Source organism: Arthrobacter sp. NPDC080073 (assembly GCF_040686575.1).
In the GTDB taxonomy this organism is placed as follows: domain Bacteria; phylum Actinomycetota; class Actinomycetes; order Actinomycetales; family Micrococcaceae; genus Arthrobacter.
In genome coordinates this window covers 211,324-232,753 of sequence record NZ_JBFBKR010000001.1, presented here as the reverse complement: position 1 = coordinate 232,753, position 21,430 = coordinate 211,324, and the positions used below count along the sequence as shown (strand labels likewise).

At 65.7% G+C, this 21,430-nt stretch carries 23 protein-coding genes and 1 riboswitch; of the genes, 18 read left to right on the top strand and 5 right to left on the bottom strand.

The window, feature by feature from the left end; genetic code table 11:
* The first annotated feature begins 7 nt into the window (after window positions 1-7).
* The 4 genes from AB0O52_RS01160 to AB0O52_RS01145 are packed head-to-tail and all read left to right on the top strand — an operon-like array spanning window position 8 to window position 3,577.
* Entirely contained in the window at window positions 8-958 is a 951-nt protein-coding gene (locus AB0O52_RS01160) for an ROK family protein (RefSeq protein ID WP_364532136.1), read from the top strand.
* A complete protein-coding gene (locus tag AB0O52_RS01155; protein ID WP_364532133.1) occupies window positions 955-1,926 on the top strand; it encodes a hexose kinase in 972 nt (323 codons plus the stop codon). Before AB0O52_RS01160 ends, AB0O52_RS01155 begins: the two co-directional genes overlap by 4 nt.
* The gene (locus tag AB0O52_RS01150) at window positions 1,923-2,762 is read left to right on the top strand and encodes a class II fructose-bisphosphate aldolase (RefSeq protein WP_364532130.1); all 840 of its coding nucleotides are present in this window, start codon (window positions 1,923-1,925) and stop codon (window positions 2,760-2,762) included. The genes AB0O52_RS01155 and AB0O52_RS01150 overlap by 4 nt, the downstream gene beginning before the upstream one ends.
* Window positions 2,763-2,785: 23 nt before the next feature.
* On the top strand, window positions 2,786-3,577 hold the full coding sequence (locus AB0O52_RS01145) for a DeoR/GlpR family DNA-binding transcription regulator (protein ID WP_234750768.1): 792 nt from the start codon (window positions 2,786-2,788) through the stop codon (window positions 3,575-3,577).
* 15 nt (window positions 3,578-3,592) lie between these two features.
* Here the strand turns inward: AB0O52_RS01145 and AB0O52_RS01140 are convergent, their stop codons facing one another.
* Complete coding sequence (locus AB0O52_RS01140) at window positions 3,593-4,273, bottom strand: phosphoglycerate mutase family protein (RefSeq protein WP_364532127.1); 681 nt, start codon at window positions 4,271-4,273, stop codon at window positions 3,593-3,595.
* 100 nt (window positions 4,274-4,373) lie between these two features.
* Between AB0O52_RS01140 and AB0O52_RS01135 the strand changes: the two genes are divergently transcribed.
* The gene (locus tag AB0O52_RS01135; RefSeq protein ID WP_364532125.1) at window positions 4,374-5,138 is read left to right on the top strand and encodes a type II CAAX endopeptidase family protein; all 765 of its coding nucleotides are present in this window, start codon (window positions 4,374-4,376) and stop codon (window positions 5,136-5,138) included.
* A 123-nt stretch (window positions 5,139-5,261) separates the two neighbouring features.
* Here the strand turns inward: AB0O52_RS01135 and AB0O52_RS01130 are convergent, their stop codons facing one another.
* The gene (locus tag AB0O52_RS01130) at window positions 5,262-5,900 is read right to left on the bottom strand and encodes a VOC family protein (RefSeq protein WP_028266517.1); all 639 of its coding nucleotides are present in this window, start codon (window positions 5,898-5,900) and stop codon (window positions 5,262-5,264) included.
* A 247-nt stretch (window positions 5,901-6,147) separates the two neighbouring features.
* On the opposite strand from AB0O52_RS01130, the gene AB0O52_RS01125 reads away from it, so the two are divergent.
* A complete protein-coding gene (locus AB0O52_RS01125) occupies window positions 6,148-7,464 on the top strand; it encodes a bifunctional o-acetylhomoserine/o-acetylserine sulfhydrylase (RefSeq protein WP_364532123.1) in 1,317 nt (438 codons plus the stop codon).
* A gap of 160 nt (window positions 7,465-7,624) precedes the next feature.
* Window positions 7,625-7,740: riboswitch (SAM riboswitch) on the top strand.
* 13 nt (window positions 7,741-7,753) lie between these two features.
* Window positions 7,754-8,875, top strand: coding sequence for a homoserine O-acetyltransferase (locus AB0O52_RS01120; RefSeq protein ID WP_364532120.1), 1,122 nt, complete (start codon window positions 7,754-7,756; stop codon window positions 8,873-8,875).
* Between the two features lies 1 nt (window position 8,876).
* Here AB0O52_RS01120 and AB0O52_RS01115 read toward each other — a convergent pair whose 3' ends face one another.
* Both AB0O52_RS01115 and AB0O52_RS01110 read right to left on the bottom strand, forming a co-directional pair.
* Window positions 8,877-9,371, bottom strand: a complete 495-nt coding sequence (locus AB0O52_RS01115; RefSeq protein WP_364532117.1) for a hypothetical protein — start codon at window positions 9,369-9,371, stop codon at window positions 8,877-8,879.
* A gap of 67 nt (window positions 9,372-9,438) precedes the next feature.
* Window positions 9,439-10,281, bottom strand: a complete 843-nt coding sequence (locus tag AB0O52_RS01110) for an SGNH/GDSL hydrolase family protein (RefSeq protein ID WP_364532114.1) — start codon at window positions 10,279-10,281, stop codon at window positions 9,439-9,441.
* Between the two features lie 69 nt (window positions 10,282-10,350).
* Between AB0O52_RS01110 and AB0O52_RS01105 the strand changes: the two genes are divergently transcribed.
* A complete protein-coding gene (locus tag AB0O52_RS01105; protein ID WP_364532111.1) occupies window positions 10,351-11,019 on the top strand; it encodes a phospholipase in 669 nt (222 codons plus the stop codon).
* Window positions 11,020-11,084: 65 nt separating this feature from the next.
* Here the strand turns inward: AB0O52_RS01105 and AB0O52_RS01100 are convergent, their stop codons facing one another.
* On the bottom strand, window positions 11,085-11,315 hold the full coding sequence (locus tag AB0O52_RS01100; RefSeq protein WP_364532108.1) for an RNA-binding S4 domain-containing protein: 231 nt from the start codon (window positions 11,313-11,315) through the stop codon (window positions 11,085-11,087).
* Window positions 11,316-11,348: 33 nt separating this feature from the next.
* Between AB0O52_RS01100 and AB0O52_RS01095 the strand changes: the two genes are divergently transcribed.
* From AB0O52_RS01095 to dusB, 10 genes are all read left to right on the top strand, one after another.
* A complete protein-coding gene (locus tag AB0O52_RS01095; RefSeq protein ID WP_364532106.1) occupies window positions 11,349-12,377 on the top strand; it encodes a DMT family transporter in 1,029 nt (342 codons plus the stop codon).
* 82 nt (window positions 12,378-12,459) lie between these two features.
* Complete coding sequence (locus AB0O52_RS01090; protein ID WP_234750757.1) at window positions 12,460-13,845, top strand: glycine--tRNA ligase; 1,386 nt, start codon at window positions 12,460-12,462, stop codon at window positions 13,843-13,845.
* A 2-nt stretch (window positions 13,846-13,847) separates the two neighbouring features.
* Window positions 13,848-14,822: a GNAT family N-acetyltransferase gene (locus AB0O52_RS01085; protein WP_364532103.1), complete on the top strand. Its 975-nt coding sequence runs from the start codon at window positions 13,848-13,850 to the stop codon at window positions 14,820-14,822.
* A gap of 196 nt (window positions 14,823-15,018) precedes the next feature.
* Window positions 15,019-16,458 (top strand): YibE/F family protein, encoded by a 1,440-nt coding sequence (locus tag AB0O52_RS01080; RefSeq protein ID WP_364532101.1) that lies wholly within the window; start codon window positions 15,019-15,021, stop codon window positions 16,456-16,458.
* Window positions 16,459-16,651: 193 nt separating this feature from the next.
* Window positions 16,652-17,590, top strand: coding sequence for an ABC transporter ATP-binding protein (locus tag AB0O52_RS01075; RefSeq protein ID WP_364532098.1), 939 nt, complete (start codon window positions 16,652-16,654; stop codon window positions 17,588-17,590).
* Window positions 17,587-18,363 (top strand): ABC transporter permease, encoded by a 777-nt coding sequence (locus AB0O52_RS01070; protein WP_364532095.1) that lies wholly within the window; start codon window positions 17,587-17,589, stop codon window positions 18,361-18,363. The genes AB0O52_RS01075 and AB0O52_RS01070 overlap by 4 nt, the downstream gene beginning before the upstream one ends.
* A 22-nt stretch (window positions 18,364-18,385) precedes the next feature.
* Window positions 18,386-18,979: a hypothetical protein gene (locus AB0O52_RS01065; RefSeq protein WP_364532092.1), complete on the top strand. Its 594-nt coding sequence runs from the start codon at window positions 18,386-18,388 to the stop codon at window positions 18,977-18,979.
* On the top strand, window positions 18,952-19,491 hold the full coding sequence (locus AB0O52_RS01060) for a histidine kinase (RefSeq protein ID WP_364532089.1): 540 nt from the start codon (window positions 18,952-18,954) through the stop codon (window positions 19,489-19,491). The genes AB0O52_RS01065 and AB0O52_RS01060 overlap by 28 nt, the downstream gene beginning before the upstream one ends.
* A complete protein-coding gene (locus AB0O52_RS01055) occupies window positions 19,488-20,027 on the top strand; it encodes a response regulator transcription factor (RefSeq protein ID WP_364532086.1) in 540 nt (179 codons plus the stop codon). The genes AB0O52_RS01060 and AB0O52_RS01055 overlap by 4 nt, the downstream gene beginning before the upstream one ends.
* Before the next feature lie 93 nt (window positions 20,028-20,120).
* Window positions 20,121-21,302, top strand: coding sequence for a tRNA dihydrouridine synthase DusB (gene dusB, locus AB0O52_RS01050; protein ID WP_364532083.1), 1,182 nt, complete (start codon window positions 20,121-20,123; stop codon window positions 21,300-21,302).
* Window positions 21,303-21,430 lie beyond the last annotated feature (128 nt).

Below are 21,430 nucleotides of genomic sequence, written 5' to 3'. Positions count from 1 at the left end.
CAATCCCATGGTTCTCGGAGCCGCCGAATCCGCAGTCCTGGCCTTCGATGTCGGCGGCACGGATCTGAAGGCGGGCCTTGTCGACACGGCCGGGAATGTCCTCGGCCTGCGCCGCACTGCTACGCCGCATGATCCCTTGCGGCCGGGCGAGGCGATCCTGGACGCCATCGCCGTGCTGGCTGCCGAGTTTGCCGCTGAATTCCCCGGCCACCCGGCGAAGGCCGCGTGCATTGTTGTTCCCGGAATCGTGGACTCCGACACCGGAGTGGGGATCTATTCGGCGAACCTGGGATGGCGCAACTTTCCCTTCGGGGAAAAGGCCGCGCAACGCCTCGGGCTGCCGGTCTCCTTCGGCCACGATGTCAGCACGGCCGCCGAAGCCGAATTCCGGTTCGGAGCCGCCCGCGAATTTCGAAACGTCGTGGTGATGGTGGTCGGCACAGGGATCGCCGCCGCCGTCATCTCCGACGGGTACCCCGTGCGTGCAGGCGGCTTCGCCGGAGAGCTGGGCCACGCCCTCGTACCGGACCCCGACGGTCCCGGCCACACGATCCTCGAGGCCGTCGGCTCCGCCGGAGCAATCGCCCGACGTTACAGCGACAAAGCCGGAACTCCGCGCACGGGTGCCCGTGAAGTCCTCGAACGGGCCAACGCAGGCGACGCGCTTGCAGCCCGGATCTGGGCCGATGCGGTGGACGCCCTCGCTTTCAGCCTCAGCCAATGCGTCAGCATCATCGGCACGGAGGCCGTGGTGGTGGGCGGCGGCCTTGCCGAAGCGGGAGAAGGACTCCTGCAGCCACTGCGTTCGCGCCTCGATGAGCTGCTCGACTTCCAGCGCCGGCCCGTCATCATGCGCGCCCAACTGGGCCAGGATGCAGGCCTGCTCGGCGCCGCCATGCGGGCCCGGGCCCTGCTCCCGGCCGCGAAGGCCGCCGCCGGCACGGGGACGAGGCGATGAAGCAGGCCATGAAACGGGTCATCACCGTCACGCCCAATCCGGCCGTCGACCTCAGCTACCACGTCGCCGGGATCACCCCGGGAGCGAGCCACCGCGTCGCCGCACCCCTCAGCCGCGCAGGTGGAAAAGGCCTCAACGTCGCGCGCGTGGCGCACCAGCTGGGCCATCCCGTACTGGCACTCGCGCCCTCTGGCGGCACTGCAGGTGCGGAATTCGCTGCCGAACTGCTCAGCAGCGGCGTGCCGCATCGCCTGATTCCGGTCGCCGCGGAAACCCGGCGCAGCATCGCCCTCGTCGATACGGTGGGCGGCGAAACGTCCGTCTTCAACGAGGAAGGGAGCCCACTCCAACCGTCCGAATGGCAGGCGCTGGCCGCCGCCGTCGTCGACGCCCTGCACATCGACAACCCGGACGGGCAAAGCGCAGGAGTGCTTGTCGGTTCCGGCAGCCTGCCGCCCGGCGCGCCCGCCGACTTCTACCCGGCGCTGGTGCGTCTGGCGCACGACGCCGGGATTCCGGCCGTCGTCGATACCTCCGGAGCCGGGATCATCGCCGCCGCACGGGCCGGGGCAGACCTCCTCAAGCCCAACAACCACGAACTCCTCGAAGCAACGGGGGAAAGCAGACTGGACGTCGCGGCACGGCGATTGATCGCCCTCGGGGCCAAAACCGTCCTGGTCAGTGCCGGCGCCGAAGGCATGCTTGCGTTCCACCACGCCGCCCCCGGAGGCTACTGGAGCGCCCGGCTCCCGGAACCACTCAGCGGCAATCCCACCGGAGCCGGCGACGCCGGAGTTGCGGCGGCCGCCGTCGCGCTCGCCGCCGGAGTCTCCGACATCCCCACGATCCTCCGAAGGGCAACCGCCTGGTCCGCCGCCGCGGTGCTCATGCCTGCCGCGGGCGAGATCTCGCCGCTCTACGCGGACCTTGAAGACCAACTCATTCTCAACTGGAAGGAGACCCTGTGACGCTCGTCAGTACACGGGAACTCATGGAGACCGCCGCCGCCAACGGAATCGGACAGGGCGCGTTCAACGTCATCCACCTCGAAACCGCGGAAGGCCTGGTGGCGGGGGCGGAGACAGCGGGTGTCCCGTTGATCCTGCAGATCTCGGAGAACTGCGTCCGTTTCCACGGCGGACTCGTCCCGATTGCCCGGGGTGCAATGTCCATCGCCCGGGACTCCTCGGTGCCCGTGGCCCTGCACCTGGACCACGCCGAGTCCGAAGAGCTGGCCCTGCAGGCCGTCGACCTCGGGTTCGGGTCCGTCATGTACGACGGAGCGCACTTGCCGTACGACTCGAACGTTGAAGCCACGCGCCGGATCGCCGGATACGCCCGGGACCACGGGGTGTACGTCGAGGCCGAGCTCGGGAAAGTCGGAGGCAAGGACGGTGCCCATGCTCCGGGAGTCCGGACGGATCCGGCCGAGGCCCGTTCCTTCGTGGACGCCACCGGCGTCGATGCCCTCGCCGTCGCCGTCGGTTCCTCGCACGCGATGACCGAACGCAGCGCAGCCTTGGACTTGGCCCTCATCACCCGGCTCAAAGAGGCCGTCCAGCTTCCGCTCGTCCTTCACGGGTCCTCCGGCGTGCCGGACGAAACGCTCGTAGCGGCAATCCGGGCCGGTATGACTAAGATCAACGTATCCACACACTTGAACGGGTTCTTCACCCGCGCCGTCCGTGAGTACCTGGATGCCAACCCTTCCGTGGTGGACTCCCGCAAGTACATCAAGGCCGGACGGGACGCCCTGGTGTTGGAAACCGCACGTCTGCTGACGCTGTTCGCGAAAGTGAACTAGTCCCCATTTCCGGAAGGTTCGTGATGACCCGCAACGATCGACTGACAGCCATCCTTGATCTCCTCGCCGAGTCAGGGCATGTTGAGGTCGAGGATATCGTGACCCGGCTGGCCGTCTCGCCGGCTACCGCGCGCCGTGACCTGGACAGCCTCGCCAAGCAGCGGCTCCTGAGCCGTACCCGCGGCGGTGCAACCACGGGATCAGTGGCCTACGAACTTCCGGGGCGCTACAACAGGGACGATCACGCCGAGGCCAAGCAGCAGATTGCCTTGGCAGCTTCGGAACTCATCATGCCCGGCGCGGTGATCGGACTCAGCGGCGGCACCACCAACACGGCCCTGGCCCAGGTGCTGTCCACCCGCGAAGACCTCAACGCGCCCTCCAACCGGCCCATGCTGACGGTGGTCACCAACGCCATCAACATCGCCGCCCAGCTTGCCGTGCGCCCCAACATCAAGATCATGGTCACCGGCGGCATCCTGAACCCGCGTTCCTATGAACTTGTCGGGCCTTACACGGATGTCATCATGCAGAAGGTCGCTTTGGACATCGCCTTCATCGGCGTTAACGGAGTCGATCCCAAGATCGGCCCCACCATCACCGACGAGGGAGAAGCCATGGTGAATACCGTCATGGCCCGACGCGCCACCGACTCCTATGTCCTGGCCGACTCCACGAAGATCGGCAAGCGCGCCTTTGCGGCCATGGCCGGGTACGATTTCCGCCGGCTCATCACGGATTCGGGCATCACGGCAGAGGACAAGGCAGCATTTGAAGCCAGCGGCACCGAGGTGATCGTTGCCAAGGACGCCTAGCAGCGTTCGTGCCCGTCAGAAGACCATCGGGGGAGCGTTCAGCACGGTTTCGTCCGTGCTGCGCTGCACCCACTGGCTGAAGGGCGTGTCGAGATCGTACTTGTCCTGCTCGTTGCGGATAAGTGTCCGTAGCTCCGCGTTTCCCGGGTTGTTGAGGGACTCGAAGTACTCCACCGACCAGTGGAACCACCGCATGCAGAAGAGCCGCATGGTGAGGCCATGGGTTACCAGCAGGGTGTTGGGCGCGTAGTCGGGTTTTTCCCAATGCCGGTACAGGGTTTCCATGAAGGACGAAATCCGGTCGTAGACATCGGAGCCTGATTCGCCCTCGCGGAACCGGTAGAAGAAATGTCCGTAGAGGTTGCGGAGCTCCTTTTGGTCCCCGATGTCTCCGGCAATCTGGAAGTTGGCCCAGTCCTGCTCACGCAGCCGGGGCTCTTCGATCACCCTTTCCGTCAGGCTGCCCAGATTCAGTGCTTCGAGGGTCTGGTACGCCCGGAGATAGGGCGAGACATAGACGCACACAGGTTCGCCGTCGAGCTTCCTGCGCAGGGCCTCACCGGCGGCCCGTGCCTGTTCGACGCCAAGCTCCGTCAGCGGGATGCGGTAATCGGGCACACGGTTGTAGATGGAAGTATCGGCATTGGCGGCGGACTGGCCGTGCCGGATCATGAAGATTCGTGCTGGCGCGCTCATCCCACCAAGCATAGGGTCAGGAGCCGCCCGGCCCATGCACGCGGACGGCGGCGACCCGGCTCCGAGGAAAACTTCAGGCAAATGCAGGCAAGATAGGAGCATGCTCCTAGCCTCAACGCGCCGGTTGCGCGCCGAAGTGCTGATTGTCCTTGGCCTGTCCCTGGGCCAATCGGCCGTGTACTCCGTTGTGCAGTTGTTGGACAAGATGACCCAAGGGCCCTTGGCCCACGCGACGTCCACCCTCAACCGCTCGCAGAGCACGCGTGAGTACTTCGATCTCACCTACCAGCTGCTGGATATCGCGTTCGCGCTGGTCCCTGTGGTGTTGGTGTTCTACTTCCTGTCCTTGCACCGCCAAACGGCCGAAAGTCCCTCGGGCTTCACCCGGCTGGGCTTCAACTTCGCCCGCCCGGGCCGTGACGCGTTGCAAGGACTGGGCCTCGCCGCGCTGATCGGAATCCCGTCGCTGGGCCTCTACGCGGCCGGCCGCGCCCTGGGGATCACGACGGCGATCATCCCCAGCGGCCTGGACTCCTATTGGTGGACCGTGCCGGTGCTGGTCCTCTCCGCGGTGCGGCACGCCATCGTCGAAGAAGTCATCGTAGTGGGCTACCTCCTGGACCGGTTCGGGAAGTTCGGGTGGAGCACCCCGCTCGCGATCGCGCTCAGCGCGCTCCTTCGCGGCAGCTACCACCTGTACCAAGGCTTCGGGCCGTTCATCGGCAACGCCGTCATGGGCCTCGTGTTCGGCTGGATTTACACGAAGACCAAACGCGTCATGCCGCTCGTCGTGGCCCACGCCCTCCTGGATATCGTGGCATTCGTCGGCTTCAGCGTCTTCGGCAAGGCCATCGGGCTGGGGTGAGGGGTGGGTTAAAAGGTTTCGGCCGCCATCGCGGGGTGACGTCATTGGCACCCGCATATGGCGGCCGAAGTTTTCCGGGCCCTCCTGGCCCGATGGTCCGTCAGATGGCGACGGGTTGGTCCGTCAGATGGTGACGGCTCCGTTGGCGGTTTCGAACGTTACCGACATGATTCCCGGCGTTCCGTGCGGAGCCATCCATTGGACTGCAACGTCCTCAAGCGGCTTCTCCACGGGTTCCCCAAGCCACTCGGTGACGCGCTCCGCGGAGCCGGCAATCGTGAGGCTGGACATCTTGACATCGCTTGGGTAGACGAGGGAAGGGTGAAGTGCGGGGTCGCCCTCCCAGCGGAGCAAATAGGGAACCTGGGGATCGGCGATGAGTCCCAGGATGCCGATCTGCGACCAGACGAGTTCGCGGCCGTCTGGAAACTTTCGGTTGCCGGGGACGGCGGCGCGTCCGAGCCGCTGTTCGAACGGGCTCAGGTCGTCAACAGCGACGCACCAGCCCATCCACCCACCTCCTGCGGCGGAGCGTGCACGGACGGCTTGTCCGAAAGGTGCCTTGTCGGATGCCGGGTGGTCAAGGACCTCGACAACTTCCAGGTATTTGTGGTCAGCAAGGGGGATGATCATGTTCCGGGTGCCGAAGCGCGGGTGCACTCCGCCCCGGACTGCGTCCACTCCCAATGCTGCGGAAATCCGCTCGGTGGTGGCCAAGAGGCCATCTCGTTCACAAGCGTAAGAGACGTGATCCATGCGCATGGCTTCATCTTGGCACTTTGTGATGGAGCTCTCAGCTAAGTCAAGCCTAACTAAGGTGGGACGTATCGAAAAGGCAGCCCAAAGTCACTTCAGGACGCGCCAAGACCGAAAACTACTGCGTTCGTCACAAAGCTTCCGGAGCCCGCAACACCGTCCCTAGACTGGCGGCAACCGAACGCCGGCAGGCTGAATACCGCAGCTCCGCAGGCTGAAACACGGCAGAGAGCCCAGACAACCAGGAGTCAGCATGTCCCAAGGATGGTCATTCGAAACGCGCCAGATCCACGCCGGCCAGGAGCCGGACGCCGCCACCGGCGCCCGGGCACTGCCCATCTACCAGACCACCTCGTTCGTCTTTCCTAGCGCGGAAAGCGCTGCCAACCGCTTTGCGCTCGCCGAGCTGGCGCCCATCTACACCCGGATTGGCAACCCCACGCAGGATGCGGTGGAACAGCGCATAGCGAGCCTGGAGGGTGGCTTGGCGGCGCTCCTGCTGAGCTCCGGCCAGGCTGCGGAAACGTTCGCCATCCTCAACGTCGCCGAGGCGGGCGACCACGTTGTCGCCAGCCCGAGCCTCTACGGCGGCACCTACAACCTGCTGGCCCACACGCTGAAGAAATTCGGCATCTCGGTCACCTTCGTCGAGGATCCGGACAACCTCGACCACTGGCGCGACGCCGTGCAGCCAAATACCAAGCTCTTCTTCGCCGAAGTCGTCTCCAACCCCCGCCAGGATGTTTTGGACATCGAGGGCGTCTCCCGCGTTGCGCACGAGGCAGGGGTCCCGCTCGTCGTGGACAACACCCTCGCCACGCCCTACCTCATCCGGCCCATCGAGTGGGGCGCGGACATCGTGGTGCATTCGGCCACCAAATACCTGGGCGGGCACGGATCTGCCATAGCCGGCGTCATCGTGGACTCCGGCAACTTCGATTTCGGCAAGGACCCTGGGCGGTTCCCCAACTTCAATACCCCGGACCCCAGCTACAACGGCCTGGTCTACGCCCGCGACCTCGGCAAGGACGGTGCCCTCGGCGCGAACCTCTCCTACATCCTCAAGGCCCGGGTCCAGCTCCTGCGCGACCTCGGCTCGGCAGTTTCCCCGTTCAACGCTTTCCTGATCTCCCAAGGAATCGAAACCCTCAGCCTGCGGGTGGAACGCCACGTGGACAACGCCACCAAAGTGGCGCAATGGCTCGAAGGGCGCGACGACGTCGAATCGGTCGCGTACGCGGGGCTGCCTTCGAGCCCGTGGTTCGAACGCGGGCGCAAGTACGGTCCCCGCGGCACCGGCGCGGTGGTCTCCTTCACCATCCGCGGCGGGATCGACGCCGGAAAGCGCTTCGTGGACGCCCTGGAACTGCATTCGCACGTAGCAAACATCGGCGACGTCCGTTCCTTGGTCATCCACCCGGCGTCCACGACGCACAGCCAGCTGACGACCGATCAGCAGGCCCTTGCTGGGGTGACCCCGGGCTTGGTGCGGCTGTCCGTCGGAATAGAGCACATCGACGATATCCTCGCGGACCTCGAGGCTGGATTCCGGGCGGCCAAGGGCGCCTAGTACCGCTCCGGATGGCGCAGGAGGCCGGCGGGCGACGCAGCATGAATCTTCGCCGGCTGGCTTCCGCATCCCTTTCTTCGTGAACAAAACGCGGCCAAGTGTCACAAAGATGTCATAATCTTCGTCAGGAGGGGTCCGGTTTTCCTAGACTCTTCCCGTAGGTCATGAGTGCCAGCGACAGCCCCGGCTTGCTGGCCGGCAACCCTCCTTTCGCGGCGGGGTGCCCCGGGTGAAGACCTGGCCCTTCGCTGTATTGGCGGCGGGCAAGCGCGATGTGAGGTGTCAACGAATGACAATTGCTGCAACAGCCATACCCCTTTCCGGTACCCAGGACGGAACCCTCAAGTATGTTTCCGTGGGCGGACTCGAGCTCGAAGCCGGAGGTTTCCTGCCGGACGTAGTCCTTGCCTATGAGACATGGGGGCGGCTCAACGCAGACGCGTCCAACGCCGTCCTGGTGGAGCACGCACTGACCGGCAGCACCCATGTGGCCCGCGGCGAGAGCGGGGAAGAAGGCTGGTGGGAACAACTCGTTGGCCCCGGTGCCACCATCGACACGGACCGCTACTTCGTAGTCTCCATCAACATCGTGGGAGGCTGCTACGGCAGCACCGGCCCGTCGTCGAACGCTCCTGACGGCAGGCCGTGGGGCTCCCGCTTCCCGCTCGTGACCCTGCGGGACAGCACCGTAGCCGAAGCCCGGTTGGCCGACGCCCTGGGGATCCGCAGCTGGCATACCGTCGTCGGCGGGTCCTTGGGCGGTGCCCGGGCACTGGAATGGGCCGTCAGCTATCCGGACCGCGTCCAGCGATGCGCCGTGATTTCGATCGGGGCGTACAGCACTGCCGAGCAGATCGCGTTCGCGCAGGCCCAGACGCTTGCCATCCGGCAGGACGCCGACTTCAACGGCGGCGACTACTATGGCCAGGCCGCGCCCGAGGCGGGGTTGGCCCTTGCCCGTCGGATTGCCCACATCACCTATCGTTCGGCGGATGAACTGGACTTCCGCTTCGGCCGGAACGCCCAAGGCGGCGAGGCGCCCCTTCAGGCTGCCGCGTTGGGGGACCGGGGCCGCTACCAGGTGGAGAGCTACCTCGACCACCAGGGAAGCAAGCTCGTCCAGCGCTTCGACGCCAACAGCTACATCGCCATCACCGAGGCCCTCATGAGCCACGACATCACCCGCGGCCGGGGCTCATTGGAGGAGGCGCTGTCCGTGGCAACGGCGAAGTTCTTCGTTGCCTCGGTGGACTCGGACCGCCTCTATTTCCCGGAACAATCCCACGAGTTGGCCAAGGCCTTGCCCGGAGAAGTTCCCGTTCACGTGATCGAGGCGCCGATCGGGCACGACGGTTTCCTCACCGAGATCGGCCAGCTCGGTCCCCAGCTGCGCGAAGCTTTCTTCGGCTGAATCAGCCGTTCATGATCTCCTGGCGGAGCTTCATGTAGTCCTCCATGGCGATTTTCCCGTCACTGTACTCCTGGTCCAGTTCCGCCAGTTTCCGCGCCCGGTAGCCGAGGGGAGCACCGTTCGGCTGGTGCGCCGCTTCCGGTTGGGGCGCCGCGTCCGGTTGGGGCGCCGCGTCCGGTTGGGGAGCAGTCGACGGCGGAGCGCCCTGCGGAACGGGCCTCGCCACCGGAGGTTGCGGCTCAGCCGGGATGATTACCGGGGGTCGCTCCGGGTATCCGACGGGGTGGTGCTGTGGAGGGTATTGCTGCCCGGGGAGGGGGCCGTCGGGATATTGCTGTCCGGGGAACTGGCCCGGAGGGGCTTCGGGGTACCTCCCGTAGCTGTTGTTCCCGTAGTCCCCGTTCCGGAGCCTGCGCTGGCGCGATCGGTTGTACATGCGGATCCCCATGGGAATCAGCCAAGAGCAGACGATGATCCAGAAGATCAAATTGTTCACGGTGGGGGCCTCCTAGGTCTTTCACCAGCTTAGTCCCGCTCCCTGTGACCCACCTCGTGGTTCCCGGTCAGCTCCGCGGCTGGATGGTGTCGGCAGGACCGAAGACGGGTCCCGGCGTCGGGCGTTTCGGAAGGATTCCGTCGCCGGAGGACCGGTGCCGGATCCGGCGGATGACCCACGGGACAAAATACTCCCGCGCCCAAACGAGATCGCCCGAGCGGGCTTCGCGCCAACTGCGCTGGGGGAGCGGCTTGGGGAACAGCGGTTCGAGGTTGTGCGGCACATTGAGTGAATCGAGGACCATCGCTGCGATGGTGTGGTGGCCGAGCGGCGAGAAGTGCAGGCGGTCTTCGTCCCACATCTGGGAGTCCGAAAGTTGCCGCAGGGACCACATGTCAGCGATCACGGCATCGTGGCGCGCGGCGACGGTGCGGAGGTTTTCGTTGTAGATGGCCACCTTGCCGCGGATCCGGCCGAGTACGGATGACACGGTGTCCGGACCATTGAAGAGAACCACCGTGGCGCCTTCGGAACTCAGGATCTGCACGGCGGCATCGAGTTTCTCGGCCAAGGCGTCGGGATCGCCGCCTGGACGGATGAGGTCGTTGCCGCCTGCGGAAATGCTCACGAGGTCCGGCTTGAGGTCCATGCACGGGCCAAGTTGTTCGTCGATGATCTGTTGTAGCAGTCGCCCGCGGATGGCGAGGTTGGCGTAGGCGAAATCCCGGTGTCCCCGGCTCAGTTCCTCCGCAACGCGGTCCGCCCAGCCGCGATGTCCCCCGGGGTTGTTGGGCTCGGGGTCGCCGATGCCTTCGGTAAAGGAATCACCCAATGCCACGTAGCGGGTCCACGGATGATTCCGCTCGGCCGGCTTCGGCCCCACCGTGGAATCAGTGTCACTCACGTTCATATCCTGCCTCTTGCTGCATCGCTACGCGCCCGTAGCTTGTTACTCATCGGTAACTGCAAGAATAGTCCCATGAGTCAAGCCTCCGCCTTCCCTGCCCCTGCTTTTCCGGATCCGGTCGTTTTGTGGTCCCACGAAGAGGAAGAACGGGCTGGTAAACCGTTGCTGCTCCTGTTGCACGGTTACGGGTCCAACGAGCAAGACCTCTTCAGCCTTGCCGGGCTGTTGCCCCAGGACTTCGTCGTCGCTTCGCTCCGGGCGCCGATCGCCACCGGCCCGGGCTTCACGTGGTTCCCTCTCACGGCGTCCATCGACTACTCCCTCGACGCCGTCAAGGACGCAGCGGAGTACGTGTTTTCCTGGTTGGACACGATCAAGGCCAACCACAGTTCGGTGACCCTCCTCGGATTTTCCATGGGCATGGCCATGGCCACCTCGCTGCTCCGGCAGCGCCCGGCGGACTTTGCCGCCGTCGTCGGGCTTTCAGGCTTCGCCGTTGACGTCGATGCCGACCCCGCTTTCCATGACGCCGAACTGGATGGTTCAGTGCCGCTCTTCTGGGGACGGGACCAGCAGGATCCCGTGATCACGCCGGACAAGATCGAATACACCATGGAGTGGGTACGAAAGCACACGGACCTTACCAAGGTGCTCTACACGGGCATGTGGCACGGCATCAACCAGCAGGAAATCGGCCACGTTGCAGAATTCCTGGAGCACAAGGTCCTCGCCTCCGTCTGAAGCAACGCGGGGTCACTTACGGCCCATTCAGAGGCATGTAACGGGCCGTAAGTGACCCCGCGTTGCTAGGAATCCTTGGTGATCCGCACCGTCTGTCCGTTGACGGTCACGGCGTCGCCTACGTGGAGTTGGCGGCCGCGTCGATCGTCGATCTCGCCGTTCACTTTGACCAGGCCGTTCTTGATGAGTTCCGTGGCTTCCACGCCGTCCTCCACCAGGTTGGCGAGCTTCAGGAGCTGGCCGAGGCGGATCATGTCGTCGCGGATGGGGACTTCTTCGATTTCCGGGTTGCTCATACAAGCAATGATGCCTGAAGTAAGGTGGTGAAAATGCCGCAGTCATCCCGTCCCTTGCTCACCGGGCTGCTCCTTGCCGTAGCAACCGGACTCGTGATTCCCCTTCAGGGCCGCATCAACGGCGCCCTGGGAGCAACGCTCGACGACGGCATCGCGGCCGCCGTCGTCAGCTTCACCACCGGACTGGTCCTGATCGCAGCGATCGGACTGATGCTGCCGAAGGGCCGCGCCGCCTTGCGAAGGATCGTCCCTGCCCTCAAGGAGCGGAGCTTTCCACGGTTCTACGTCCTGGCCGGCGGCATCGGTGCACTGTTCGTGTTCGCCCAATCGTTCACAGTCGGCTTGCTTGGCGTGGCCTTGTTCACGGTTGCTGCGGTGACTGGCCAGACCCTGAGCGGACTACTCGTGGACCGGCTCGGCATCGGGCCCGGCGGCAAACGCTCGATCACCGGGGTCCGCATCCTCGGCAGCGTCCTGACGATCGCCGCCGTCGTCTGGGCCGTTTCGCCTCGCCTGGGGGCTGCAGCCGACGTCGGGTCCCTGCTGCTCCCGATCCTGTTGCCCGTCGTGGCCGGCTGCCTGGTGAGTTTCCAACAGGCGATGAACGGCACGGCGACCGTGCACTACGGCAGCCCTGTCGCCGCGACGCTGGTGAATTTCGTGGCCGGAACGGTCATTCTCTGGATCGCGTGGCTCATCAAAGTGATCCTCGTTGGTCCTGGTCACGCCCTGCCCGCCGAATGGTGGTATTACTTGGGCGGACCGATGGGCTGCGTCTTCATCGGCCTGGCGGCCTTGTTGGTCCGCAGCCTGGGTGTCCTGGTGACGGGGCTGGGAATGATTGCGGGCCAGTTGCTCGGATCCCTCGCGCTTGACCTGGTCCTGCCGGCGCCTGGAACCGTGGTTGCCTTGCCCACGATCCTTGGCACCTTGCTGACGCTGTTCGCCATCATCGTCGCCACGTTGCCTTGGCCCAAGGGTGCGCTCTCTTCCCGCCGTCGCGCCGGGGCGAGCCAGGCCAGTTCCCGGAGGCAGGACCGCGGCCAAAGGCCGGTAGGCTAGGACACGCAGCTTCCTGCACAGCATTACCTTCGCGCACAACCACGGACCGCACCCAGCGGCCCTGTAGAACATTGGAGTACCCATGGCAGCAAAATCCGTCCTCGACCAGGTCATTTCCCTCTCCAAGCGGAGGGGCTTCGTGTTCCAGGCCGGTGAAATCTATGGTGGCTCCCGGTCCGCATGGGACTACGGCCCCCTCGGTGCCGAGCTCAAGGAAAACATCAAGCGCCAATGGTGGCAGAGCGTCGTCCGCGGCCGCGAAGATGTAGTGGGCCTGGATTCCTCCGTGATCCTGCCCCGCCAGGTATGGGAAGCCTCCGGCCACGTCGAGGTGTTCTCGGACCCCCTCGTCGAGTGCCTTTCCTGCCACAAGCGCTACCGCGCCGACCACCTCGAGGAAGAGTACGAGGAAAAGAAGGGCCGTCCCGCCGAAAACGGCCTCAAGGACATCGCCTGCGCCAACTGCGGCACCCGCGGCCAATGGACCGAACCGCAGGAGTTCTCCGGCCTGCTCAAGACCTTCCTGGGCCCCGTGGCCAGTGAAGAAGGCCTGCACTACTTGCGCCCGGAAACCGCGCAGGGCATTTTCGTCAACTTCAGCAACGTGCTCACCACATCCCGCAAGAAGCCGCCGTTCGGCATCGGCCAGATCGGCAAGTCCTTCCGCAACGAAATCACGCCGGGCAACTTCATCTTCCGCACCCGCGAGTTCGAACAGATGGAAATGGAATTCTTCGTCGAGCCGGGCACGGACGAGGAATGGCACCAGTACTGGATGAAGGAACGCATGTCCTGGTACACCGGCCTGGGCATCCGGCCGGAAAACCTGCGTTTCTTCGAGCACCCGTTGGACAAGCTCAGCCACTACTCCAAGGGCACCACGGACATCGAGTACCGTTTCGGTTTCCAGGGCTCCGAGTGGGGCGAGCTCGAGGGCATCGCCAACCGCACCGACTTCGACCTCTCCACCCACTCGAAGGCCTCCGGCCAGGACCTCAGCTACTTCAACCAAGCCACCAACGAGCGCTACACGCCGTACGTCATTGAACCGGCCGCCGGCCTGACGCGGTCCTTCATGGCCTTCCTCGTGGACGCCTACACCGAGGACGAGGCACCCAACGCCAAGGGCGGCGTCGACGTCCGCACCGTCCTGAAGCTCGACCCCCGCCTGGCACCGGTCAAGGCAGCCGTGCTGCCCCTGAGCCGCAACGAGGACCTGTCCCCGAAGGCGAAGGACCTGGGTGCCCAGTTGCGCAAGAACTGGAACATCGACTTCGACGACGCCGGTGCCATCGGCCGTCGATACCGCCGCCAGGACGAGATCGGTACCCCGTTCTGCATCACCGTGGACTTCGACACGCTTGATGACCAGGCCGTCACCATCCGAGAGCGCGACACCATGAGCCAGGAACGTGTGTCCCTGGACAAGGTGGAGGGCTACCTGGCTGCACGACTGATCGGCGCCTAAGCGTGACCATCGAATACCGCGAATGGCGTGAGGGCGACGACCTCGCACTCCTGGAAATGTGGGGCGGCCCCGAGACCCTGCCGGCCCAGCAGTTCCGCGCAGCCCTGGCGCCGTCGAGCAACGGGGGCCAAGGCCAGCCTTGGCGCCGGTGCATCGTGGCCGAAGACGTCGTTGACGGCATCGGCATCCCGGTGGCCGCGGGCGTGGTCCATGAGGCGTCCCTGCACCCGGAACGGCTCTGGGCCTACGTCGAGGTTGCCAAGGACCACCGCCGGAGCGGGATAGGGTCCACGCTCCTGACCATGCTGCGGCGCGAAGCCGAGCAGTCGCCGTCGGGGGTTACCAAGCTGCGCAGCAAAGTGGAGCCTGGCACGTCCGGTGCGGCCTTCGCCGAGTGGGCAGGGCTGGCACCTATCCAGCGTTCCCGGCTGGTGGTGGTGGATCCCGAGCCGCTCAGGCTGCCGGTGTTTGGAGACGGCTCCGAAGAAGCCGCTTCCGAGCAGGTGGAAGACCTCGCGACGGGGTCCGTGGAACTGAGCGACGTCGTAGGCCGGTACTACACGGCCGTGCACCACTGGGACAACCCCGGCGAGCTCGGCATCCCCACGGTGCAGCGGCTGTTCCTCGACGAGCTGACGGGGGCGCACGGTGCGCTCGTGCTGCGTGCGCCCAAGGCGAGTGCCTTCGGTGCGGGAGTTCCGGCGACCCGCAAGGGCAAGTTGCAGGCCTTCGCGATCAGCTATGCCCAGGGCAGCTCGGATGAGCCCTCGGAAGTATTCCTTGGCCACGAGCCGCTTTTGCAGGATGACGAGGCCCGCGCTGCGATCCGTGACCTGCTGGCGCTCATTGCCTACCAGCACCCCGTGCTCCTCGAAGTGGACGATTCCATGACGGCCGTGCGGGCCGTCGTCGATCCATTGCTGGAGCTGGGCAAGGCGAAGCTCCGCAGTGCGGACACCTTGGTGGTCAGCGAATAGCTGCTGTTCTCCCGCTGCCGTCCCAACTGACTCGCATTAGTTGTCGTTTTGAGCCCTCATAACGACAACAACTGCGTGGGCCCACGCCGCCAGGGTTCCCTGGCCGAGCTTGCGAGGCGAGGGTGGCGGTGGGGACGAGTTGGGCGGGACGCAGCGCTGCCCCACGTAGGCTTGTGCGCATGAGGTTTTGCAGCTAATGGGTCACGGCCATTCACACGGACACACAGAGCATTTCGAGCCCAGCCCGCAGGCGCTCGCGGCACGCAAGCGGGCCAACTGGCTCCTCGTAGCCGTGCTGGTTCCGATTGCCGTGCTCACGATCGTTGCCATGCTGCTCATGTGGCCCTCCGGGAGCAAGGAAGGCATCACGTTCGCGAGCCCCTACGCGGCCGCCCCCGGGGTGACGTTCGATACCGGCAAGATCCAAGCTGTCACCCAGGAAAGCTGCACGCAGGGGACCCAAGCTCCGGGTGCGAACGGTACGAACGGTGCGAACCAAAGCAGCGGGACACAGCCGCAGGGGTCCCAATGCACCTTCGCGTCCACGCAGCCGGATAACGGCGGCAGCCCTGTCAAAGTGGTCATCAACCCGGATGTCGCCAAGTCCCACGGCGTCAAAGTGGGGGACAGCATCCGCTACCTGAACCTCTCCGGGGTGCAGGGCGCGGCGGCAGGCAACGGCTCGCCGTCGTACGTTTTCCTGGATTTCGTGCGGACGGTTCCCATGGCCCTTCTGGCGATCCTGTATGCCGTGGTGGTCATTGCCGTCGCGCGTTGGCGCGGCTTCAGGGCGCTCCTTGGACTCGCCGGAGCCTACGTGGTGATGGTCAGCTTCATGCTTCCGGGATTGGTGGAAGGCAAGCCGCCGCTGCTCGTGGCGTTGGTTGGCTCCACGGCGATCATGATGGGCGTGCTCTATTTCGCCCACGGATTCTCGGCCAAGACCTCCACCGCGTTGCTGGGCACGATCTTCGGCCTCGGCATTACGGCGCTGCTGGCGGCCTGGGCCACGGATGCGGCTAACCTGACCGGCATCGCAAGCAGCGAAGGCGCCACACTGGTGAACATGTCGGGCAAGATCTCCCTCACCGGGATCATCCTTTGCGGGCTGATCATCTCCGGACTCGGAGTCCTCAACGACGTGACCATCACCCAGTCCGCGGCCGTGTGGGAACTCTACGAGCTGGCACCGGAGACCGGCGCGCGCAAGCTGTTCACCTCGGCCATGAGGATCGGCCGGGACCACATCGCCTCAACGGTCTACACGATCGCGTTTGCCTACGCCGGTGCCGCCCTCCCCATCCTGATCATTGTCATGCTGTACGACCGCCCGCTGGTCGATGCCCTCACCAGCGCCGAGTTGTCCGAAGAAGTCATCCGCACCCTGGTCGGGTCCATCGGCCTGGTGCTGGCGATCCCGGTGACCACGTTGATCGCCGTGATGGTGGTCAAAGCGACAGGTCCGAGGCGGCTGGCGGCCGCGGTCGCCCCGGATTCGGCACCAGGAGACGACGACGGGAAGGTCCGCGAGCTTGAAACCGCAGGGTCCGCCGATGCCTTCGAATCGTTCGATACCGGCGAGCTCGCCGCCGTCGTCATGACCAGGCGGGCACGCAGGGAAGCCGAGCGCCGCTAGCCCCCTGCGTCGAAACCGCGGGTGCGGGCCGAGCGCTGCGTTCCGGTCCGCAGCCACCGGGCGAAACCCATGTATTCACCGATAACAGGGTCCACATGACATTTGTCACCCCGCATTGGTGACACACGCCCGGGCACCGGACACGGATCCCGGCTTTGATGGGTAGTGAAGTGAACCAAAGCCAAGGAGAGCCATGACAACAGCGAGTGTGCCGGCCGTCCACGCCGCCGGACTGCACAAGAGCTTCGGGAAGGTCCACGCCGTCCGCGGCCTGGACCTCACCGTGCAGCCGGGGGAGGTGGTGGCGTTCCTCGGTCCCAACGGGGCGGGCAAGACCACCACGATCGATATGATCCTCGGATTGAGCGCCCCGGACCAGGGACGCGTTTCCATCTTCGGCCACACTCCCCGGGGAGCCATCGCCCGCGGCCAGGTGGCAGCCGTGATGCAGACCGGCGGCTTGCTGCGGGACATCAGCGTCCGCGAGACCGTGAAGCTCAATGCCGCCATGTTCGATTCCTCCCGCCCCGTGGACGAAGTCCTGGCGCGGGCGGGCATCCTGGAGATCGCCGACCGCAAGGTGGAAAAGTGCTCCGGCGGCCAGCAGCAACGGCTGCGCTTCGCCATGGCCCTCGTCTCCGATCCTGGATTGCTCATCCTGGACGAGCCCACCACCGGCATGGATGTCGCAGGGCGACGCGACTTCTGGACCGCCATCAGGACCGACGCCCAGCGCGGACGGACCGTCATCTTCGCCACCCACTACCTCGAAGAAGCCGATGCCTACGCGGACCGGATTGTCCTGGTCCGGCAGGGCAGCATCGTTGCGGACGGCACCGCCGCCCAGATCAAGAACCTTGCCTCGGGCCGCACCGTCAAGGCTTCGCTTCCGGCCACAGAGCGCGGGCTGCTCGCCGGGATGCCGCCCGTCGAAAGCATGGAGTACGACGGCGGCCGCCTCACCGTCCGCACGGGCGACTCGGACGCCGTCGTGCGGTACTTGCTCAACAACACGGGCGCACACGACGTCGAGGTGGCGGCCAACAACCTCGAGGAGGCGTTCGTAACCCTCACCGGAGACGATGCCGTGCCGGAATCCACGAGCATCACTTTCGAAGGAGACCTCGTATGAGCACGGCAGCAGTCGTCCAGGAACGGAAGCCGTCCGCCGGCGGGGTCAACCGCACGTTCCTCTGGATCGAGATCAAGCGGATGCTCCGGAACCGCCGGACCATCATGTTCACGGTATTCATGCCGGCCATCTTCTTCTTCATTTTCGGCTTGTCCAACAAGGACAAGCTCCTGCCCAACGGACACAGCTACGGCCAGTACATCCTCATCAGCCTCACGGTCTACGCCGCGATGACCGCTGCGACGGGCGCCGGCAGCCAAGTGGCGGTGGAACGTGCGCAAGGTTGGAGCCGCCAGCTGCGCCTCACGCCCCTCCTGCCCGGTGCATATGTCGCGGTGAAAGCCATGGCCGCGTTGACGCTGTCCCTCGTTGCCGTCGTGGCCCAATTCGTCATCGGTGCCTTGGCAGGTGTCACGATGGATGCGCAGACCTGGCGCACGGCGGGGTTGGTAGCTTGGCTGGGCTCCCTGGTCTTCGCGGCCCTCGGCCTGTTCGTCGGATACCTTATGCCGAGCCAGAACGTCATGCAGATCCTCGGCCCGGCCCTGGCGATCCTTGCCATGCTCGGTGGGCTGTTCATGCCGATCGAAATCATGGGGGAGACCTTCGGGAACATCGCCAAGTTCACGCCCGCATACGGGATCGGGCAGTTGGCCCGGAGTCCCATCACCGGCGAGTTCGATTGGGCGTGGATCGTCAACGTGCTCACCTGGCTCGCGATCTTCGTGGCCGGGGCTGCGATGGCGTTGCGCCGCGACACGAAACGTGTCTGAACCGGCCGCTAGGGTAGGCACCATGACCAGCAACGCCATGTTCCGCGGCCCCGGGCCACGAGGCTGGTTCATCGGCGCGGGACTTTCCATCCTGCTCTGGGCGTGGCCGACGTGGAACATCGTGTGGTCCGTGGACGAGCCGCTGGCCTGGAAAGCGGCGGCTTCGGCGTCCCTGATCGTGTTCTTCGCAGCCTACGTCTTCCTGCCGCACATCAGTTGGCGCCTGGGCGTCCGGGCGGGCATCGTGTCCGTCTGTGTCCTGCTGGCGCTGAACGGGCTGATGATCCTCATCATCGGAAGGGAGGCCTTGTGGACCTGGACGTTCCTCGCCTGCGCCATCGCGATGACGTCCCTTCCGCAGCGCGCCGATTTCTTCCTCATCGTCGCCTTGTCCCTCGCCTCTTTCTGCACCCAGCTGGTGACGGGCAACGGGGAGCAGGCCTTGCTCCAGGCCGGGATCATCTTGTCCCTCGGCCTCATGATGTCCGCCTTCGCGCGGCTGATCCGGCAGACCGCACGGCTCCGGGAAGCACAGACTGAACTGGCCGACGCCGCCGTGGCGCTGAACGCAGCCGGGTGGCCCGGGACATGCACGACATCCTGGGGCACTCCCTGACGGTGATTGCCGTGAAAGCCGAGCTGGCCGGGAGGATGCTGGACACCGTCCCCGGCGACTACCCTGCCCGGGACCGGGCGGCCGCCGAGATCTCCGCGGTCCAGGATTTGGCCCGCGGTGCGCTCGCCGACGTCCGGGCCACAGTGGCAGGGTACCGCGGAGTCAATGTCCTGGCCGAGCTCGCTGTTGCCCGGACGGCATTGGAATCCGCCGGGATCGACGCCGAATTGCCGGGAACCGTGGAGCAGGTTCCGGCGCGGCACCGGGAGCTTTTTGGCTGGGTCCTGCGCGAAGGCGTCACCAACGTTGTGCGGCACTCCGGTGCGGCGCGCTGCCGCGTCCGGTTGACGGCGTCGAGCGTTCTGGTGGAGGACGACGGCGTCGGCCCGGCCTCCGGGGGCCGCTCCGGGAACGGACTGGCCGGGATCCGCGAACGCGTGGTTGCCGCCGGGGGAACGGTCAGCGTTGGCCCGAGTGACCTGGGAGGGTTCAGATTGGCGGTGCAGGTATGAGCATCCGATTGGTGATCGCGGACGACCAGGCGCTCGTGCGCGGGGCACTGGCGGCTTTGCTGGGACTGGAGCAGGACATCGAGGTGGTCGCTGAACTGGGCGACGGGACAGGGGTGGCGGCCGCCGTCGTCGAGCACTCCGCCGATGTGGCGATGCTCGACGTCGAGATGCCGGGCCTGGACGGGATCAGCGCGGCTGCGGCCGTGCGGCGGGCCGCGCCGTCGTGCCGGGTCCTCATGGTGACCACGTTCGGTCGGCCCGGCTACCTCAAGCGTGCCATGCAGGCCGGTGCCTCCGGATTCGTCGTCAAGGACACGCCCGCGCGGCAATTGGCCGAAGCGGTGCGCCGCGTCCACCAGGGGCTCAGGGTGGTGGATCCCGTGCTCGCCGCTGAATCTTTGACCGCCGGGGACAGTCCGTTGACCGAACGCGAGGGGGAGGTGCTCAAGGCAGCGTCCGACGGCGGAACGGTGGCCGATATCGCGAAGTCGGCGATGCTTTCCGAAGGGACCGTGCGGAACTACCTCCCGCCTTGAGAACGTGGGTGCGGGCCGGGCGCTGCGTTCCGGGCCGTAGCTGTCGGCCCGCACCCACGTATTCGGCAAGCTCCAGTCTGAGACAATGGACCGGTGACTGTAGTAGCAACGCCCCCCTCGCCCAAGCTCGAACTGCCCCCGCTGCAGCTCGGCCCGATCACCGTAGACACCCCCGTGATCCTCGCGCCGATGGCCGGGATCACCAACTCGGCCTTCCGCCGCCTGTGCCGTGAATACGGCGGCGGTCTGTACGTTGCGGAGATGGTGACCTCCCGTGCGCTGGTGGAGCGCACGCCGGAATCGTTGCGCATCATCTCGCACGACGACGACGAAAAGGTCCGTTCCGTGCAGTTGTACGGCGTGGACCCGGTCACCGTGGGCCAGGCCGTACGCATGCTCGTCGAAGAAGACCGGGCGGACCACATCGACCTCAACTTCGGCTGTCCTGTGCCCAAGGTCACCCGGCGCGGCGGCGGATCGGCCCTTCCCTGGAAGATCGACCTTTTCACCTCGATCGTCCAGACCGCCGTCAAGGAAGCCTCCAAGGGCGATATCCCGCTGACCATCAAGATGCGCAAGGGCATTGACGAGGACCACCTCACATACCTTGACGCCGGCCGCATCGCCCGCGATTCCGGCGTTGCCGCCGTCGCGCTCCACGGCCGCACGGCCGCGCAGTTCTACTCCGGCCAGGCCGACTGGTCCGCCATCGCACGGCTGCGCGAAGCCCTCCCGGACATTCCCGTCCTCGGCAACGGCGATATCTGGTCCGCCGAAGACGCAGTACGCATGGTGCGCGAAACCGGGATCGACGGAGTTGTGGTGGGCCGCGGCTGCCAAGGCCGCCCGTGGCTCTTCGGTGACCTCCAGGCCGCGTTTGAAGGAAGCGATCAGCGCCACCGTCCGGGCCTGCGCGAGGTGGCCGACGGCGTCTACCGCCACGCCGAACTCATGATCGAAACATTCGGCAACGACGAGTACAAGGCGCTGCGCGAGATCCGCAAGCACATGGCCTGGTACTTCAAGGGCTATGTGGTGGGCGGGGAGCTGCGCGCCAAACTGGCCACCGTGCCGACCCTCGAGGTCCTCCGCGAACTCCTGGACCAACTGGACATGGACCTGCCGTACCCCGGCGTCGACTCGGAGGGTCCGCGCGGACGCGCAGGTTCCCCCAAGAAGCCGGCCTTGCCCAAGGACTGGCTGCTCAGCCGGCAGATGGATGCGGATCAGACGCGCGATATCGCCGCAGCCGAGCTCGACGTCTCAGGCGGCTAAAGCGCGGCATGGATCGCCGCGTGCACGCGCACGGCCGGAGTCGTGGAAAACTGGCTGCATAGGCACCGGCTGAACAGGCGCCGGTGCACGGCAAGCGGAGGAGGCAGATACCCATGGGAACTGAAGCG

Excerpts from the sequence above, each read along its gene's own strand:
- AB0O52_RS01160 (WP_364532136.1), top strand. The coding sequence starts at position 8 with ATGGTTCTCGGAGCCGCCGAATCCGCAGTCCTGGCCTTCGATGTCGGC.
- AB0O52_RS01155 (WP_364532133.1), top strand. The coding sequence starts at position 955 with ATGAAGCAGGCCATGAAACGGGTCATCACCGTCACGCCCAATCCGGCC.
- AB0O52_RS01145 (WP_234750768.1), top strand. The coding sequence starts at position 2,786 with ATGACCCGCAACGATCGACTGACAGCCATCCTTGATCTCCTCGCCGAG.
- AB0O52_RS01140 (WP_364532127.1), bottom strand. The coding sequence starts at position 4,273 with ATGAGCGCGCCAGCACGAATCTTCATGATCCGGCACGGCCAGTCCGCC.
- AB0O52_RS01135 (WP_364532125.1), top strand. The coding sequence starts at position 4,374 with ATGCTCCTAGCCTCAACGCGCCGGTTGCGCGCCGAAGTGCTGATTGTC.
- AB0O52_RS01130 (WP_028266517.1), bottom strand. The coding sequence starts at position 5,900 with ATGCGCATGGATCACGTCTCTTACGCTTGTGAACGAGATGGCCTCTTG.
- AB0O52_RS01125 (WP_364532123.1), top strand. The coding sequence starts at position 6,148 with ATGTCCCAAGGATGGTCATTCGAAACGCGCCAGATCCACGCCGGCCAG.
- AB0O52_RS01120 (WP_364532120.1), top strand. The coding sequence starts at position 7,754 with ATGACAATTGCTGCAACAGCCATACCCCTTTCCGGTACCCAGGACGGA.
- AB0O52_RS01110 (WP_364532114.1), bottom strand. The coding sequence starts at position 10,281 with ATGAACGTGAGTGACACTGATTCCACGGTGGGGCCGAAGCCGGCCGAG.
- AB0O52_RS01105 (WP_364532111.1), top strand. The coding sequence starts at position 10,351 with ATGAGTCAAGCCTCCGCCTTCCCTGCCCCTGCTTTTCCGGATCCGGTC.
- AB0O52_RS01100 (WP_364532108.1), bottom strand. The coding sequence starts at position 11,315 with ATGAGCAACCCGGAAATCGAAGAAGTCCCCATCCGCGACGACATGATC.
- AB0O52_RS01095 (WP_364532106.1), top strand. The coding sequence starts at position 11,349 with ATGCCGCAGTCATCCCGTCCCTTGCTCACCGGGCTGCTCCTTGCCGTA.
- AB0O52_RS01090 (WP_234750757.1), top strand. The coding sequence starts at position 12,460 with ATGGCAGCAAAATCCGTCCTCGACCAGGTCATTTCCCTCTCCAAGCGG.
- AB0O52_RS01080 (WP_364532101.1), top strand. The coding sequence starts at position 15,019 with ATGGGTCACGGCCATTCACACGGACACACAGAGCATTTCGAGCCCAGC.
- AB0O52_RS01075 (WP_364532098.1), top strand. The coding sequence starts at position 16,652 with ATGACAACAGCGAGTGTGCCGGCCGTCCACGCCGCCGGACTGCACAAG.
- AB0O52_RS01070 (WP_364532095.1), top strand. The coding sequence starts at position 17,587 with ATGAGCACGGCAGCAGTCGTCCAGGAACGGAAGCCGTCCGCCGGCGGG.
- AB0O52_RS01065 (WP_364532092.1), top strand. The coding sequence starts at position 18,386 with ATGACCAGCAACGCCATGTTCCGCGGCCCCGGGCCACGAGGCTGGTTC.
- AB0O52_RS01060 (WP_364532089.1), top strand. The coding sequence starts at position 18,952 with ATGCACGACATCCTGGGGCACTCCCTGACGGTGATTGCCGTGAAAGCC.
- AB0O52_RS01055 (WP_364532086.1), top strand. The coding sequence starts at position 19,488 with ATGAGCATCCGATTGGTGATCGCGGACGACCAGGCGCTCGTGCGCGGG.